The sequence below is a fragment of the Algibacter mikhailovii genome, from assembly GCF_014651495.1.
GTDB lineage: Bacteria > Bacteroidota > Bacteroidia > Flavobacteriales > Flavobacteriaceae > Algibacter_E > Algibacter_E mikhailovii.
Genome location: NZ_BMWZ01000001.1, coordinates 680,135 through 695,851, shown reverse-complemented (window position 1 = coordinate 695,851; position 15,717 = coordinate 680,135). Strand labels below are relative to the sequence as shown.

Sequence of the window (15,717 nt, the reverse complement as noted above, 5' to 3'; positions counted from 1 at the left end):
GGTACAATGCGTTCCAAAGCCCACTGTAATGCGATGTCTCAATCGTGCCTCATTTCGACATGACTTAAAGATTTTTTGTATTAGCTAAGTCATTTCGACGCAAGGAGAAATCACATAATACAGGAAGCAAAACGTTCCAAAACTCATTGTAATGTGATGTCTCAATCGTGCCTCATTTCGACATGACTAAAGGATTTATTTATATTGGGTAAGTCATTTCGACGTAAGGAGAAATCACATAATATAAGGAGTACAACGTTCCAAAGCATACTGTAATGCGCTGTCTCAATCGTACCTCATATCGACATGACTAAAGGATTTATTTATATTGTGTAAGTCATTCCAACAAGACAAAAGATTTATTTATATTACTTAAGTCATTTCGACGCCAGGAGAAATAACATAAGGCAAGGAGCAATAACAACATATTATCAGGAAAAATTTAATATTCATTTATGCAAAATACTTACTATGTATATATAACCACAAACCAATATAGAACAACGCTATACATAGGATTTACAAATAATATACAAAACAGATTATCTCAACACTATTTTGATAGTCAGAACGCTAAAAAGTCGTTTGCAGGAAAGTATAATTGTATTTATTTGGTCTACTATGAAACTTTTGAATATCCAAAATTAGGAATTTCAAGAGAAAAGGAATTGAAGAAATGGCGTCGTGAAAAGAAAAATAAATTAATCTCTGATTTTAATCCAAAATGGGAAAATTTAAACACCCAAACCTTTTAAGAGATATCACGCCAGTCATTCCGACGTTAGGCGAAATCACAAAATACAGGGAGTAAAGCGTTCCAAAGCGCACTATAATGTGATGTCTCAATCGTACCTCATTTCGACATGACCTAAAGATTTTTTATATTAGTTCAGTCATTTAAACGCCGGGAGAAATCACATAATTTAGACAGCAAAGCGTTCCAAAGCGCATTGTAATGTGATGTCTCAATCGTACCTCATATCGACATGACTAAAGGATTTATTTTTATGAGTTCAGTGTCATTTCGACGCAAGGAGAAATCACATAAAACAGGAAGCAAAACGTTCCAAAGCGCATTGCAATGCGATGTCTCAATCGTGCCTCATATCGACATGACCAAAAGATTTATTTGTATTAGCTAAGTCATTTCGACGCCAGGAGAAATCACATAATACAGGGTACAAAGCGTTCCAAAGCGCATTGTAACGTGATGTCTCAATCGTACCTCATATCGACATGACTAAAGGATTTATTTTAATGAGTTCAGTGTCATTTCGACGCAAGGAGAAATCACATAAAACAGGAAGCAAAACGTTCCAAAGCGCATTGCAATGCGATGTCTCAATCGTACCTCATATCGACATGACTAAACGGTTAATTAGTAAGCGGTAAGTCATTTCGACGTTAGGAGAAATCACACAATACAGGGTACAAAGCGTTCCAAAAGCGCACTATAATGAGATGTCTCAATCGTGCCTCATTTCGACATGACAAAAAAATTATTTATTTGTATTAGTTCAGTCATTTCGACGTTAGGAGAAATCACATAATACAGGATACAAGGCGTTCGCAAACTCACTGTAATGCGCTGTCTCCATCGTACCTCATATCGACATGACTAAAATATTTATTTATATTAGTTAAGTCATTTCGACGCCAGGAGAAATCACACAATACAGGGAGTAAAACGTTCCAAAGCCCACTGTAATGTGATGTCTCAATCGTACCTCATTTCGACATGACTAAAGGATTTATTTATATTGGGTAAGTCATTTCGACTAAAGGAGAAATCACATAAAGCGCATCAGTTAAAATGAACCATGCGATGTATCAACCATCCCTGTTTTTGAAGAAAATTTATCCAAAATACTTAAAGACTTTTTTAAGTAAATTCAATTTTCCTTTATATGGTGGATATCGAAACGATGGGTCGATCCAATTACCACGTTTCATCATGGCTTTATCATGCGAAAAGGCGTCAAACCCATGTTTTCCATGATATTTTCCCATGCCACTAGTTCCTATACCGCCAAATGGCAATCTATGATTGCCAAAATGAATGAGTGTGTCATTAACAACACCACCACCAAACCTATAGGTATTAATGGTATTTTCAATAAAGCCCTTGTGATTAGAAAAAATATAAAGGGCTAATGGCGTGTCTTTGTGTCCAATAATTTGCTCTATATCTTTCTCGGTATTATAGGTTAAAATGGGTAAAATAGGTCCAAATATTTCTTCGCTCATCAAGGGGCTATCCAAAGCAGGCTCATCTACTATAGTAGGCGAGATATAGCACTGGGCTTCATCAATGTCACCACCATAAACAATATTGACATCCACAAGTAGTGCGGCAAGCCTAGTTGTGTTTTTTTTGTCTATAATTCTAGGAAAGTCGGCAGAGGTTTTAGGGGTCTCGCTATATCTTTTAATTATTTCAGCTTTTAGGGCCGCTATGAGTGCCTCTTTTTTATTCGATTTTACTATAATGTAATCTGGCGCAATACAGGTTTGGCCACCATTGAAAAACTTGCCCCAAACAACGCGCCTAGCAACTAGTTTCAAATCCATGGAATCATCAATAATGCACGGGGATTTTCCGCCAAGTTCTAAAACAACGGGCGTTAGATTTTTGGCAGCAGCTTTTGCAATAATATGACCAACTTTTGTACTACCGGTAAAAAATATAAAATCCCATTTTTCACTCAAAAGTTTTGTAGCAGTTTCTACACCGCCTTCAATGGAAGTCGCTATGGTTTCTGGGAATACTTTTTTGATAATTTGAGTGAGTATTTTTGAGGTATGGCCTGTTAATTCACTAGGTTTTAAAACCACAGTATTTCCTGCAGCAATAGCCATAATTAAAGGTTCCATAGCCAGCAAGAATGGGTAATTCCATGGGGCAATAACCAGCGTAGTACCATATGGCGTTTTATAGATGTAATCTTTAGAAGGAAAGGTTAGTAGAGAAGCGCGGATACGTTTGGGTTTAGACCATGACTCAAGGTTGTTGATGACTAAGTTTAACTGCGAAAGCACCAAGCCTACTTCACTAATAAAAGCTTCAAATTGAGATTTTTTAAAATCCTTATGTAAAGCATCATAAATAGCCTGTTCTTGAGATTCTATTTCGAATTTTAGCGCCTTTAGTAGTTCTAATCTAAAGGAGACCGCTTTAGTTTGTTGCGATTTAAAACAGCTACGCTGTTGTTCAATAATGTTTGCTATGGTATCCAATACATGTTTTTTATAAAGATATTATAAATTATGATACACAGGCCTTCCATATCGGATCATGGGGTACAGGGGCACTAACCGAAATAGGTTCTTTTTTCACGGGATGTGTAAAGGTAATATGCCTGGCGTGCAAACTGATACTTGCATCTTTGTTGCTTCGGTTAAATCCGTATTTTAAATCTCCTTTAATGGGCGAGCCAATAGAGGCTAGCTGTGCCCGAATTTGATGATGCCGTCCGGTTTCTAAATTTATTTCAAGTAAGGCATAAGTATCCAGTTTTTTAATCAGCTTATAATGCAGTATGCCTTTTTTACTATCGGTTACTTCTTTGAAATGGGCTAGAGATTTATTGTTTTTTGGATTCTTTTTTAACCAATGAATTAAGGTATCCTCTTTTTTTGCTGGTTCATTTTTAACCAATGCCCAATAGGTTTTCTGGATGTCTTTTGAAAGAAACAATTTATTTAGCCTAGGTAGCACTTTGCTGGTTTTGGCAAAAATAACAAGGCCAGATGTTGGCCTATCTAGGCGGTGTACCGTACCTAAAAAAACGTTCCCAGGTTTATTGTATTTATCCTTTATATATTCTTTGACAACATCACTTAAAGGTTTGTCTCCGGTTTTATCACCCTGAACAATATCACCAGCGCGTTTGTTTACAATGATAATGTGATTGTCCTCAAATAAGACTTGGAGATTATTTTTATTTGAAAGGATTTTAGACACAGTTAGATTTTTAGATGATTAGAATTGTTAGATTTCTAAATTTTTAGCGTTGATTTAAATTTGGAGATCATTTTGATGATTTCTTGTAATTCTGAAAAGACATACTCTAATTCTGAATCTTTAACGAAATTTAAATCTTGAGCTATGAGTAATTGTGTTTCAATTTCATATGCAGACCCTAATGCTATTTGTAAAAACCTTGTAAAATCCTTATTTGATTGTCTTGAAGAACCTTCTGCAATATTTGAAGGCATGGAAACTGACGCTCTACGTAATTGATTGGTTAATCCAAATTTTTCAGATTCAGGAAACTTTGATGTTATTGCATACACTTCAGAACAAAATAACCGACTTCGTTTCCAAATTTCAAGTTCTTTAAATCTATGCATAAAACTTAAGTCTAATTATCTAAACGGTCTGATAATCTCTATATCTAAAATGTCTAAATTAATATTTCTCACTTTCATTAGGAAAATCTTGCGTCTTAACATCTTCAACGTATTTTGAAATGCCTGTTGTCATTTCTTCATACAGATGTAAATAGCGGCGTAGAAACCGTGGATTAAATTCATGCGTCATGCCCAGCATGTCATGAAGCACCAAAACCTGTCCGTCAACATCAGGACCAGCACCAATACCAATAATAGGGATACTCACGCTTTCTGCAACTTTTTTGGCTAGTGCCGCAGGGATTTTTTCTAATACAATAGCAAAGCATCCAATGCGTTCTAGCATTTTTGCGTCTTCAATAAGACGTTCAGCTTCTTCCTCTTGTTTAGCACGTACCGTATAGGTTCCAAATTTATAAATGGATTGTGGTGTTAAGCCCAAGTGACCCATTACAGGAATTCCAGCATTTAAAATGCGTTTAATAGATTCTTTAATTTCTTTACCACCTTCAAGTTTTACAGAGTGTGCACCGCTTTCTTTCATGATTCTAATAGCAGAGCGTAAAGCTTCTTTAGGATCACTTTGGTAGCTACCAAAAGGCAGGTCTACCACAATCAAAGCACGGTATACCGCACGTACCACCGATGATGCATGGTATATCATCTGGTCTAAGGTTATTGGTAAAGTGGTCTCATGTCCAGCCATGACATTACTGGCAGAATCACCAACAAGAATAGCATCAACACCAGCGCCATCCACAATTTTTGCCATGGTGTAATCATAGGCCGTGAGCATAGATATCTTTTCGCCATTGGCTTTCATATCTACTAATGTTTTAACAGTGACGCGTTTGTATTCTTTTTTGGCTACAGACATTTTTTTTAGTTTAATTAAGCATGTAAAAATACTAAATTAAGAGTTATGGTGTTAAACTTTTATTTACGGCATATCTTACCAATTTGATATTACCCGCGTGGAAAAAATAATTAGGCATCTCCCAATTACAATTTGTGTAACGCTTTTAATATGGACTTAAAAAGTACCAGGACTTTTTCCATATGATATGAGCTGTTCAGGGACGTAATAGAGCATTGTAGTTCTTGATTTTTACTTTATTTAATGCATTTTATAAATCGCTACAATACATAATACCAATTAGCGATTTAGGTGTAATGCCTTTTGTTTCATGGTTTTGTCATACCTGTAAAGTTTTTGTCAAGTTCATTATTTAAATCAGAAGTCCAATTAATTGTAGGTTTGTTGGAGATTAAAATTATACCAATTATGAAGGTATAAGTAAACACCCCTAATGTAAAACTATGAAAAGGTATTGTATTCAATTCAGCTATTTATTTTGTTTTTTAACAACGATGATTTCAGGTGCTCAAGATTGGGCGGGAATAGCCATTCCTGCAGAATCAGGTAATTCTGATATAAAATGGGAGTTAGTAGATGAATTGTCAGACAGTTTTAATTATGAAACACCATCAGGTTCAAATAAGGGCACTACGTTTAATGAAAGATGGGAAGATGGTTTTATAAACCCTTGGCCTGGTTTTGGAAATACCACCTGGTCTCCCAATAATTCTAAAGTCACTGGAGGAAACTTAGAACTTAAAGCAACCTCGTTAAACGGGGCTTTAAACACAAATAATTTTGCTGCCATTCATGCAAGGTCTGAAATAATATATCCTGTGTTTATTGAGACAAGAATGAAAATCATGAATTCGGTAATGGCCAATGCCGTATGGTTGCTAAGCAGTAATAGTAAAGAAGAAATCGATATTGTTGAAGCCTATGGGTCAAGTTACTCTGAAAGTAAAGGCGCTTCTAGAGATTGGTTTGCAAGGCGAATGCATTTAAGCCATCACACGTTCTCATCAAGTGGTGAGGATTATCAGCCAACAGATTCGGGTAGTTGGTATGTTTTACCCGTTGCAGATGGTCAATATTGGAGAAATAGTTTTCATAGAGTAGGGATGTATTGGAGAGATCCGTTTCATTTAGAATATTATATTGACGGCGTTTTGGTGAGAACCGTATCTGGTCCTAGTGTTATAGACCCTAACGAACATTTAGGAGGCAATGGATTATCTCGTCCAGAAACGATTATTTTTTCGGGAGCAGCACAACAGTGGCAAGTGAACGGAGGCGTTTGGCCTACAGTGAATGAATTGGCTGTCGAAGCTAATAATATTTTTCAAATTGACTGGATAAGAACCTACAAAAGAGTGAATGTTTTATCTACAGAGGACCATAATATTTCAAAGTTTTTAGGTTTTAATAATCCTATTAAAAGAGGCGAGCACATAACTATTGATTCGGATTCAGATATTAATCAAGTTGACCTTTATCAAATTAATGGGGTATTAGTCAAATCAGTTAAAAATATTTCAAAACAGCAACAATCGCTTTCGGTTGATACCTTATCATCTGGAATGTATTTAATTAGAGTCCAATTGCATTCAGGGAATTGGTACTCTGGAAAGTTGGTTATAGAATAATAGCATGATAGGTAAGGTTAGTTCAAAGCGATAAACGCTAAATGAATTAATCTTAAAACTTTAAAGAGGTCTATCTAGCAATCTGTTAAATTTACGCCCACCGCTAAGCCGCCTTCCGAAGTTTCTTTGTATTTGGAATGCATATCTTTTGCGGTCTCCCACATGGTGGCTACAACTTTGTCTAATGGGACTTTTACGTTTTCGGGGTTTGTGTCTAGCGCTAGCTCAGCGGCATTTATAGCTTTAATGGCGCCCATGGCATTGCGTTCAATACAAGGAATTTGAACAAGGCCGCCAATAGGGTCACAGGTTAGACCTAAATGGTGTTCCATGGCGATTTCGGCTGCTACTAAAACCTGCTCAGGAGTTCCACCTAAAAGTTCGCATAAAGCACCTGCCGCCATCGCAGAAGATACGCCTATTTCTGCTTGACAGCCACCCATGGCAGCACTGATGGTAGCCCCTTTTTTAAAGATGCTTCCTATTTCTCCGGCGGTTAATAAAAAGCGTTTGATGTCTTCAAAATTACCATCGTGGTTTTCAATCACTAGATAGTACATTAAAACGGATGGTATAACTCCAGCACTACCATTTGTTGGAGCGGTAACTACACGGCCTAAGGCCGCATTCACTTCATTAACAGCTAAGGCAAAACAACTGACCCATTTAAGGATTTGGCGAAATTTAACTTCAGTATCTCTAATGGCGTAAACCCATTCTACAGGGGTGCTATAGGCTGTATTCCCTTTTAGGTTTTGGTGCATATTATAGGCGCGTCGCGTGACATTTAGACCACCAGGTAATTTGCCTTCAGTATGGCAACCAACATACATAGATTCTAACATGGTATCCCAAATACGTTTCAACTCAAAATCAATGTCTTGATTTGACCGAATAGATTTTTCGTTTTCTAAAACCACCTGAGAAATAGATGAATTTAGATTATTACAGAATTTTAGTAAATCGTCACCATGTTCTATAGGATAGGGGAAGGAACATTTAATCTCAAAATTCTTTTTGGCATTGTTAGCATCTTCTTTTACCACAAAACCACCACCAATGGAGTAGAAAGTAGATGCCATGGTTTTCTTGCCTATATGTCCAATAAAGGTTAATCCGTTGGCGTGATATGGGAGAAATTGTTTATTGAAGATAATATGGCTACTCGGGTTGAAGGGTACCCGTTTTTCATTGTTTAGAAGAATACAGTGATCATGTTTAATTCGATCAATAATACCTTCTATTTGGTCTGTGGGAATGCGTTCCGGATCAGCGCCAGATAATCCCAGCATCAGGGCGTAGTCTGTAGCATGGCCTTTACCTGTTAAAGACAACGATCCATATAGATTAATGCTTATGCTTTCAATGTTTTCAAATTGATTGCTTTCCTTCAATTCGGTAATCCAACGTTCTGCAGCACGCCATGGGCCTAAGGTGTGCGAACTTGACGGGCCAATGCCAATTTTTAGCATGTCGAAAACAGAGATACTTTCCATGATTGCGTAAACATTATGATTCAACAAATATAAATATAGTTTTCTGCTTGCCATCTTTGACTAAGGATTATATTGAGAGCTTATGACATGGCCTTCATATTATGGTATTTAGAGCACCAAATGGGGCAGTAGTGAAGGTGTAAGGTAAGGCATTCTTTAGTGCTTAGAAGGGTTGGACTGCCTTAATTATCGCACCCTTATTAATATTGTTTTGCGCAAATAGGAATTATTAAGGGAATGTAATATGACACTGTGTCATACTTTTTGAGTTGGCATAATGATTGACTTAAACAACTCGAAATAAAAAATGATTATTTAAAAATATAAATTATAAAATTATGAGTAAGATTATTGGAATTGATTTAGGAACAACCAACTCTTGCGTTTCTGTAATGGAAGGTAATGAGCCTGTAGTTATTCCTAACGCAGAGGGTAAAAGAACAACACCATCTGTTATTGCTTTTGTAGAAGGCGGTGAAATTAAAGTTGGTGATCCAGCAAAAAGACAAGCAGTTACAAACCCAACAAAAACCGTTTATTCTATTAAGCGTTTTATGGGTAATAAATATTCTGAGTCAAAAAATGAAGCAGAACGCGTACCATATAATGTAGTTAAAGGTGATAATGACACACCTAGAGTTGATATAGATGGTCGATTATATACACCTCAAGAATTATCGGCAATGATTCTTCAAAAAATGAAGAAAACAGCTGAAGATTATTTAGGAACAGATGTTAGTCGTGCCGTAATTACTGTACCAGCATACTTTAACGATAGCCAACGTCAAGCAACTAAAGAAGCTGGTGAGATTGCTGGTTTAAAAGTAGAGCGTATTATTAATGAGCCTACTGCTGCTGCTTTAGCATACGGTATGGACAAGAAAGGTACTGACCAAAAAATAGTTGTATTTGACTTTGGTGGAGGAACACATGATGTATCTATCCTTGAATTGGGTGATGGTGTATTTGAAGTGTTATCTACAGATGGTGATACACACTTAGGAGGTGATGATGTTGATGAGAAAATCATTAACTGGTTAGCTGATGAGTTTAAAGCGGAAGAGTCTATGGATTTAAGAGAAGATCCTATGTCTTTACAACGTTTAAAAGAGGCTGCTGAAAAAGCGAAGATAGAATTATCATCTTCTGCACAAACAGAAATTAACTTACCTTATATCACAGCTACAGCTAGTGGACCAAAACACTTAGTGCGTACCTTAACAAAATCTAAATTTGAGCAATTAATTGACGATTTAGTAAGACGTACTATAGAGCCATGTGAGTCTGCTTTAAAAGCTGCTGGTTTAAGTAAGAGTGATATTGATGAAGTAATTTTAGTAGGTGGATCTACACGTATTCCTGCAGTACAAGAAGCGGTTGAGAAATTCTTCGGAAAAGCACCAAGTAAAGGTGTAAATCCAGATGAGGTTGTATCTCTAGGAGCTGGTATTCAAGGTGGTGTATTAACAGGAGATGTTAAAGATGTATTACTTTTAGATGTAACGCCTTTATCTCTTGGTATTGAAACTATGGGTAATGTATTTACCAAGCTTATTGAAGCAAATACTACGATTCCTACTAAGAAATCACAGGTATTCTCTACGGCAGCAGATAATCAGCCTTCAGTAGAAATTCACGTGTTACAAGGTGAAAGAGCTATGGCGGCAGATAACAAAACTATTGGACGTTTCCATTTAAGTGATATTCCACCAGCAAGACGTGGAACGCCACAAATTGAAGTAACGTTTGATATTGATGCCAATGGTATTATTAAAGTATCAGCTGAAGATAAAGCGACTGGTAAGAAACAAGATATTAGAATTGAAGCATCTTCTGGTTTAAGCGAAGAGGAAATTGAGAAAATGAAAGCTGATGCTGAAGCAAACGCTGAAGCTGATAAAGCTGCAGCTGAAAATGCTCAGAAATTAAATGAAGCAGATTCTATGATTTTCCAAACAGAAAAGCAATTAGAAGAGTTTGGTGATAAATTATCAGAAGATAAAAAACAACCTATTATTGATGCTTTAGAAGAGTTGAAAAAAGCTTATGAATCTAAAGATATAGCGGTAATTACGCCAGCTTTAGATAAAATAAACGAAGCTTGGAAAGTAGCTTCTGAAGAAATGTACAAGGCGCAAGCTGAAGCACAAGGTGGTGCACAACCAGGACCAGATGCTGGTGCCGGTGAGCAACCACAATCTGAAGAAGGTAGTGATGTAGAAGATGTAGACTTCGAAGAAGTAAAATAAGTACTATAATTCTGAACAGGTTTCAGAATCATAATAAAGTAAAAAACGCAACTAGAGATGGTTGCGTTTTTTTATATAAGCATATTCTTGTAATATTGTTTCTTTAAAAAAAATGAAATGAAAGCGTTTAGTCCCATATTAGTGTTCTTAATTTTGCTTATAACCTCTTGCTCAAGTGATGATGCCGAGACTTCAGTGAATGAAAACATTATAGGTACTTGGATTGGTACAGATCTAAGGGTGTCAGGGGAAATTGAAACTGAGCGTGGCGGTGAAAGTGTCATCACCATTTTAAGTGGTGAGGGTTATGATTTAACCAATACATTAGTTTTTAGTCCGTCTCCTAATTTAGTGGCATCAGCTGGGGAATTAAATATGATTATTTCCTATACCACAGATGATGACGTCATTTTTGAAGATATAAAGGGTTTTGAGCTTTTGGGTGAAGGCACATGGGAAATACAGGGTAGTGAATTGATTATAACAGATCCCAATGAAGTTGTTGAAGAAGACGTGGAAGAAGAAGATGGCGAGGAGCGTATAGTAAGGGTCTATAAACTCACCAATAAAGAGCTTGTTATAGGTATAGTAGAAAAAGAAGAGGATATTGAAGACGATGTGACCACTACAAGCCTGATTGAAACTGTACTGTCCTTTATACGCCAGTAGTACCCCGTAAGGGCAAAAAAGCATAGTCTTTTTTGCTACTTCACGCTAATAATTTTTTAATAATTTTAAAACACATACTATTGATCTTAACTTAAACAAAGTATGACCTTTTCTTCTAAAATTAAATCCAGTTACAGTCCTAAACGATTAGCTGTTAAGCTAAACTCAAAAGGGGAGCAGTTTGTTGTTAAAGGACATCCTTGGGTGTTTTCTAAGAATATTATAAAGATTAAGGATGATGCTAAATCTGGTGATTTGGCCATTATCTTTAGTAAAAATAAAAACAGAGTCATAGGTCTAGGTTTATATGATAAAAATTCCCCAATTAGGATTAAAATGCTCTATAGTGGGACTAAAAATATAGCCATTAATGACGCCTTTTTTAAGGCTAAAATTGATATAGCTTTTAGTAAGCGAGAAGCACTTTTAAAAACGAAAACCAATAGTTATCGGTTACTTTTTGGAGAAAACGACGGTTTTCCTGGATTGATAGCTGATGTTTATGCCAAGGTATTGGTGGTTAAAATTTATTCTGAAATTTGGCTACCTTACTTAGCCTCAATTATTCCGCTCTTGCAAAGCACATCGGACGTAGAAACGGTAGTTATTCGATTAAGCAGAAGTTTAGAACAGTCTAAATCACATCAATTAACTAATGGAGAGGTGGTCTATGGCACCTTAAAAAATGAGGTTGTTGTGTTTCAAGAACATGGTGTTAATTTTTCGGCTAATGTTATAAAAGGACATAAAACAGGTTATTTTTTAGATCATAGAGCGAATCGAAAACAGGTAGGAATATGGAGTAAGGGTAAAACCGTTTTAGACGTGTTTTCTTATGCCGGTGGATTTTCTGTGCATGCCTTAAGTAATGGGGCTAATGAAGTAACAAGTTTAGATATTAGTAAGCAAGCCTTAGAAATTGCCGTTCAAAATGGAATGCTCAACCCTTATAAAGGTGTACATAAAACCATTGCTGGTGATGCTTTTGAAGCATTAAAGGCATTAATAAAAAATAAAGTCACTTTTGATGTGGTTGTTATAGACCCGCCGAGTTTTGCAAAACAAGCTTCTGAGATAGATTTAGCGAAAAAGAAATATGCGCAATTAGCCAAGCTAGGAGCACAATTAACCGGCAAAAAAGGCCTATTGGTTTTGGCATCGTGCTCTTCTAGAATATTGGCTGACGATTTTTTCGATATTAATAATGAGATCTTATCTTCCAGTAATAGAATCTTTGATACGGTTTTAAAAAGTGCACATGATATGGATCACCCAGTCAGTTTTCCTGAGGGAGCCTATTTAAAATGTGGCTATTATCGCTTTTTAAATTAGAAAGAGTCTTTACAAGAATACGCCATTTTCATCGGTTCTTACGGTGATGGTTTCGTCATCATTTTGAATCTTGATCTTATATTCTTGTTTTAATGAATCTTGATCACAGTGGTATTTTACAAGATAAATATCTTCAACAATGCCCCAGTTAGGAAAACGCTTGGATACCGATTGCATAACGACTAGGGGTAATCTAACATTGTCATATTTTTCAATGGTTCTAACGATCTTACCGTCTTTATCATAAGCGGCAATTATTTTACCCTTAGGGACATGAAAGGATACGCTGTACGTATCATATTTATCATCATATAAATCTGATAATTCTTCTTTATGATTGAATTTTAGTAATTCAGATTCTAAGTCTTTAACGCGTTGCGCGGGATTGTTAACTTCGTTTTTATCTAAATACTTATAGTTAAGCGTAATTAAAGTTTCAGATAATTCGATGGTTTGAGCAAAGAAAAGGGGTGTGGTAAAACAGGCTAAAAGCGTAATCAATACTATTTTCATGGTTATAAGGTGCTATAGTTTATGGTATAAAATTAGTTATGCATGCATAATAAAAAAATGATAAAAGTCATAATATCAGTAAAGTAGATGTCTTTTTGTAGGGGAACAAACATAATTATCTGGTATTCAGCTATTATGCATGCATAATATTTTTTATATTTGAAAAAAAACTTATGACAACAAAGCTCACAGAACTTTTAAACATAAAATATCCTATTATCCAAGCGCCAATGTTTTTAGTGTCAAACGTTGCCATGGTAACTGAGGCAATGAATTCTGGAATTGCCGGTTGTATTCCAGCCCTCAACTACAGAACACTAGAAGAGTTGAGAGATGCTTTGAAAACCTTAAAAGCAGCCAAGCCGGAAGGGGGGGCTTTTGGTTTTAATCTTATTGTGAATAAGTCTAACATTAAATATAAAAATCAATTAGAGGTTATTTGTGAAGTGGGCTGTGATTTTATTATTACTTCCTTAGGAAGCCCTGAGGAAACGATTAAGTCAGCACACCAGGCAGGGATAAAAGTATTTTGTGATGTGGTGGATTTAAAGTTTGCTAAGAAAGTTGAGGGTTTAGGTGCAGATGCCATTATAGCTGTAAATAATGAAGCTGGAGGACATCGTGGCGATAAGTCTCCTAAAGATTTGATAGAAGAGCTAAAAGCACACTGTGATATTCCAATTATTTCTGCGGGAGGCGTAGGTAGAAAGTCGGATATTGATACCATGTTAGGTTATGGTGCTGATGGTGTCTCTGTGGGGAGTCCATTTATAGCTTCTATTGAAGCCCAAGTCACCGAGGAATATAAGCAGGCCTGTGTGGATTACGGGGCCAATGACATTGTTATGACCGAACGTATTTCTGGAACACCGTGTACCGTGATTAATACACCTTACGTTAAGAAAATTGGTACTAAACAAACTTGGCTAGAATCAGTTTTGAATAAAAACAAAAAGCTTAAAAAGTGGGTGAAAATGATTCGTTTTTCTATTGGTATGAATGCCACAAAAAATGCGGCTACCAAAGCCACTTACAAAACGGTTTGGGTGGCTGGACCTAGTATAGAGCATACAACGGATATTTTATCAACTAAGGAGATTATTAAAAGGTTGATTACATGATTTTTGGGTAAAAAAAACAATTCTTACTGTCATGAAAATAAATAGCATTGAAGCCCTTAGAGAGCTATATGATCTACCAAAAGGACGCGCCAAGGATAAAGTGTTAACCGTTCTTGAGAAACATGCCATACATTTTATAAAAAACGCACCGTTTCTAGTCATGTCTACTTACAGTAAATTAGGGCAGGTAGATGCCTCGCCTCGAGGGGGGCATTCTGGTTTTGTGAGCATAGTAAATGAATCAAAGCTTATAATACCAGATGCGATTGGAAACAATAGGTTGGACAGCATTACAAATATCATTGAAACCGGTAGGATTGGTTTGTTATTTCTAATTCCTGGAATCAATGAAACCCTACGTCTTAATGGCAGCGCTTATCTTTCTACGCATGCGGACTATTTACAATTATTTTCTTCTGAAATGCATACACCTAAGGCCTGTATCGTGGTAACCGTAGAAGAAGTGTTTTTACATTGTGCCAAGGCTTTTATGAGATCTAAGCTTTGGGACCCTTCCTTATTTGTGGACCGAAATACATTCCCTTCTATGGGGAAAATGCTTAAAGATCAATTGGGCATGGCCGGTGACCCTGAGACCCGTGCGGCTATGGAAAAAAGGTATTTGTTAGACCTGTAATTTTGCTAGGACTTTTTTATCCTCTACCTTTAGGGCGCTATTAAGGTTTAATTTAAACGAACCATAAAAGGAATTGTGTTAAAATCACAAGCTGTCGCGCAACTGTAATTAATAGTTATATACTATTATTAGCCAGATACTTTTATTAATAGGATTTAACGGTGCTTTCGCGATTTGAAGCAGTCAGATTATCTTCATGTTGAAAGGTTTAACATATTGTCATCTTAAACAATCTGTAACTATTTATTCGCTTCTGCACATAATTTTGTAGTTATGAAAATTAAACAAGGCCCTTTAAAGTGTTGGGATATTTACGCTATGCATTTGGTTGAACAATCTAAATCTTTTAAGGTTAGAGAAGATATAAAAGCCCTATCTATTTTAAAAGACAAATACAAATGGAACTTTAATATAGCCGATATGCTGAGCAATAAAGCGTTCGATGCTATTGTATTAACCTCGATTGACCGTGAGATTTTATGGGTTAATAAGGGGTTTACAAAAATGACAGGCTACTCAACAAAGTTTGCCTTAGGTAAGCAGCCAAGTTTTTTACAAGGCGAGAAAACAACCAAGGCATCCTTAGACACCATTAAAACAGGACTACAGCAGCAATCTCCCTTTACCAACCAAATTATTAATTACAAAAAGAATGGTAGTTTATACAATTGTGAATTGCATATTTATCCCCTTAAGAATAAAGCGGATACAGTGACCCATTTTATAGCTATAGAAAAAGAGTTGCGTCTTTTTTAAACTTAAAAACCAAATATTTTAGCTCCAAACACGTATCTTTCATCAGTAAACATTTGTTTTGTATGAATTATAACAACAGGTTTTTA

Annotated in this window: 14 protein-coding genes and 1 riboswitch; of the genes, 8 read left to right on the top strand and 6 right to left on the bottom strand. The window is 36.1% G+C overall.

From position 1 onward, the window contains the following. Positions 1–455 precede the first annotated feature (455 nt). Positions 456–755, top strand: coding sequence for a GIY-YIG nuclease family protein (locus IE051_RS02855; protein ID WP_189359252.1), 300 nt, complete (start codon positions 456–458; stop codon positions 753–755). Positions 756–1,857: 1,102 nt separating this feature from the next. On the opposite strand, the gene IE051_RS02850 is transcribed toward IE051_RS02855, so the two are convergent. From IE051_RS02850 to panB, 4 genes are read right to left on the bottom strand one after another with little or no spacing between them, the layout of a single operon-like run. Next, complete coding sequence (locus tag IE051_RS02850) at positions 1,858–3,237, bottom strand: aldehyde dehydrogenase (RefSeq protein WP_189359251.1); 1,380 nt, start codon at positions 3,235–3,237, stop codon at positions 1,858–1,860. Positions 3,238–3,265: 28 nt separating this feature from the next. Continuing rightward, positions 3,266–3,964: an RluA family pseudouridine synthase gene (locus IE051_RS02845; protein ID WP_189359250.1), complete on the bottom strand. Its 699-nt coding sequence runs from the start codon at positions 3,962–3,964 to the stop codon at positions 3,266–3,268. A 35-nt stretch (positions 3,965–3,999) separates the two neighbouring features. Next, positions 4,000–4,353, bottom strand: a complete 354-nt coding sequence (locus IE051_RS02840) for a four helix bundle protein (protein WP_189359249.1) — start codon at positions 4,351–4,353, stop codon at positions 4,000–4,002. A gap of 58 nt (positions 4,354–4,411) precedes the next feature. Further along, complete coding sequence (gene panB / locus IE051_RS02835; protein ID WP_189359248.1) at positions 4,412–5,230, bottom strand: 3-methyl-2-oxobutanoate hydroxymethyltransferase; 819 nt, start codon at positions 5,228–5,230, stop codon at positions 4,412–4,414. Between the two features lie 443 nt (positions 5,231–5,673). Here panB and IE051_RS02830 point away from each other — a divergent pair, with 443 nt between their 5' ends. Beyond that, positions 5,674–6,858 carry a T9SS type A sorting domain-containing protein gene (locus IE051_RS02830; protein WP_189359247.1) on the top strand — a complete coding sequence of 395 codons (1,185 nt, stop codon included), beginning with the start codon at positions 5,674–5,676 and terminating at the stop codon, positions 6,856–6,858. A 74-nt stretch (positions 6,859–6,932) separates the two neighbouring features. On the opposite strand, the gene IE051_RS02825 is transcribed toward IE051_RS02830, so the two are convergent. Beyond that, positions 6,933–8,354 carry an L-serine ammonia-lyase gene (locus tag IE051_RS02825; RefSeq protein WP_189359370.1) on the bottom strand — a complete coding sequence of 474 codons (1,422 nt, stop codon included), beginning with the start codon at positions 8,352–8,354 and terminating at the stop codon, positions 6,933–6,935. Between the two features lie 338 nt (positions 8,355–8,692). On the opposite strand from IE051_RS02825, the gene dnaK reads away from it, so the two are divergent. The 3 genes from dnaK (at position 8,693) to IE051_RS02810 (ending at position 12,604) form a co-directional block, all read left to right on the top strand. Beyond that, complete coding sequence (gene dnaK, locus IE051_RS02820) at positions 8,693–10,603, top strand: molecular chaperone DnaK (protein ID WP_189359246.1); 1,911 nt, start codon at positions 8,693–8,695, stop codon at positions 10,601–10,603. A 117-nt stretch (positions 10,604–10,720) separates the two neighbouring features. Beyond that, positions 10,721–11,272 (top strand): hypothetical protein, encoded by a 552-nt coding sequence (locus IE051_RS02815; protein ID WP_189359245.1) that lies wholly within the window; start codon positions 10,721–10,723, stop codon positions 11,270–11,272. A gap of 102 nt (positions 11,273–11,374) precedes the next feature. Continuing rightward, positions 11,375–12,604: a class I SAM-dependent rRNA methyltransferase gene (locus IE051_RS02810; protein WP_189359244.1), complete on the top strand. Its 1,230-nt coding sequence runs from the start codon at positions 11,375–11,377 to the stop codon at positions 12,602–12,604. Positions 12,605–12,613: 9 nt separating this feature from the next. Here IE051_RS02810 and IE051_RS02805 read toward each other — a convergent pair whose 3' ends face one another. Beyond that, a complete protein-coding gene (locus IE051_RS02805; protein WP_189359243.1) occupies positions 12,614–13,117 on the bottom strand; it encodes a nicotinate-nucleotide adenylyltransferase in 504 nt (167 codons plus the stop codon). 173 nt (positions 13,118–13,290) lie between these two features. Here IE051_RS02805 and IE051_RS02800 point away from each other — a divergent pair, with 173 nt between their 5' ends. The 3 genes from IE051_RS02800 (at position 13,291) to IE051_RS02790 (ending at position 15,631) form a co-directional block, all read left to right on the top strand. Beyond that, a complete protein-coding gene (locus IE051_RS02800; RefSeq protein ID WP_189359242.1) occupies positions 13,291–14,238 on the top strand; it encodes an NAD(P)H-dependent flavin oxidoreductase in 948 nt (315 codons plus the stop codon). A gap of 31 nt (positions 14,239–14,269) precedes the next feature. Further along, positions 14,270–14,875, top strand: a complete 606-nt coding sequence (locus tag IE051_RS02795) for an MSMEG_1061 family FMN-dependent PPOX-type flavoprotein (RefSeq protein WP_189359241.1) — start codon at positions 14,270–14,272, stop codon at positions 14,873–14,875. A gap of 26 nt (positions 14,876–14,901) precedes the next feature. Continuing rightward, positions 14,902–15,037: riboswitch (cobalamin riboswitch) on the top strand. A 111-nt stretch (positions 15,038–15,148) separates the two neighbouring features. Then, positions 15,149–15,631, top strand: a complete 483-nt coding sequence (locus IE051_RS02790; protein ID WP_189359240.1) for a PAS domain-containing protein — start codon at positions 15,149–15,151, stop codon at positions 15,629–15,631. Positions 15,632–15,717 lie beyond the last annotated feature (86 nt).

What these genes read in the sequence shown, in the direction of transcription:
- IE051_RS02810 (WP_189359244.1), top strand. Translation starts at nt 11,375, where the DNA reads ATGACCTTTTCTTCTAAAATTAAATCCAGTTACAGTCCTAAACGATTA.
- IE051_RS02795 (WP_189359241.1), top strand. Translation starts at nt 14,270, where the DNA reads ATGAAAATAAATAGCATTGAAGCCCTTAGAGAGCTATATGATCTACCA.
- IE051_RS02830 (WP_189359247.1), top strand. Translation starts at nt 5,674, where the DNA reads ATGAAAAGGTATTGTATTCAATTCAGCTATTTATTTTGTTTTTTAACA.
- IE051_RS02825 (WP_189359370.1), bottom strand. Translation starts at nt 8,354, where the DNA reads ATGGAAAGTATCTCTGTTTTCGACATGCTAAAAATTGGCATTGGCCCG.
- IE051_RS02840 (WP_189359249.1), bottom strand. Translation starts at nt 4,353, where the DNA reads ATGCATAGATTTAAAGAACTTGAAATTTGGAAACGAAGTCGGTTATTT.
- IE051_RS02800 (WP_189359242.1), top strand. Translation starts at nt 13,291, where the DNA reads ATGACAACAAAGCTCACAGAACTTTTAAACATAAAATATCCTATTATC.
- dnaK (WP_189359246.1), top strand. Translation starts at nt 8,693, where the DNA reads ATGAGTAAGATTATTGGAATTGATTTAGGAACAACCAACTCTTGCGTT.
- panB (WP_189359248.1), bottom strand. Translation starts at nt 5,230, where the DNA reads ATGTCTGTAGCCAAAAAAGAATACAAACGCGTCACTGTTAAAACATTA.
- IE051_RS02855 (WP_189359252.1), top strand. Translation starts at nt 456, where the DNA reads ATGCAAAATACTTACTATGTATATATAACCACAAACCAATATAGAACA.
- IE051_RS02790 (WP_189359240.1), top strand. Translation starts at nt 15,149, where the DNA reads ATGAAAATTAAACAAGGCCCTTTAAAGTGTTGGGATATTTACGCTATG.
- IE051_RS02815 (WP_189359245.1), top strand. Translation starts at nt 10,721, where the DNA reads ATGAAAGCGTTTAGTCCCATATTAGTGTTCTTAATTTTGCTTATAACC.
- IE051_RS02805 (WP_189359243.1), bottom strand. Translation starts at nt 13,117, where the DNA reads ATGAAAATAGTATTGATTACGCTTTTAGCCTGTTTTACCACACCCCTT.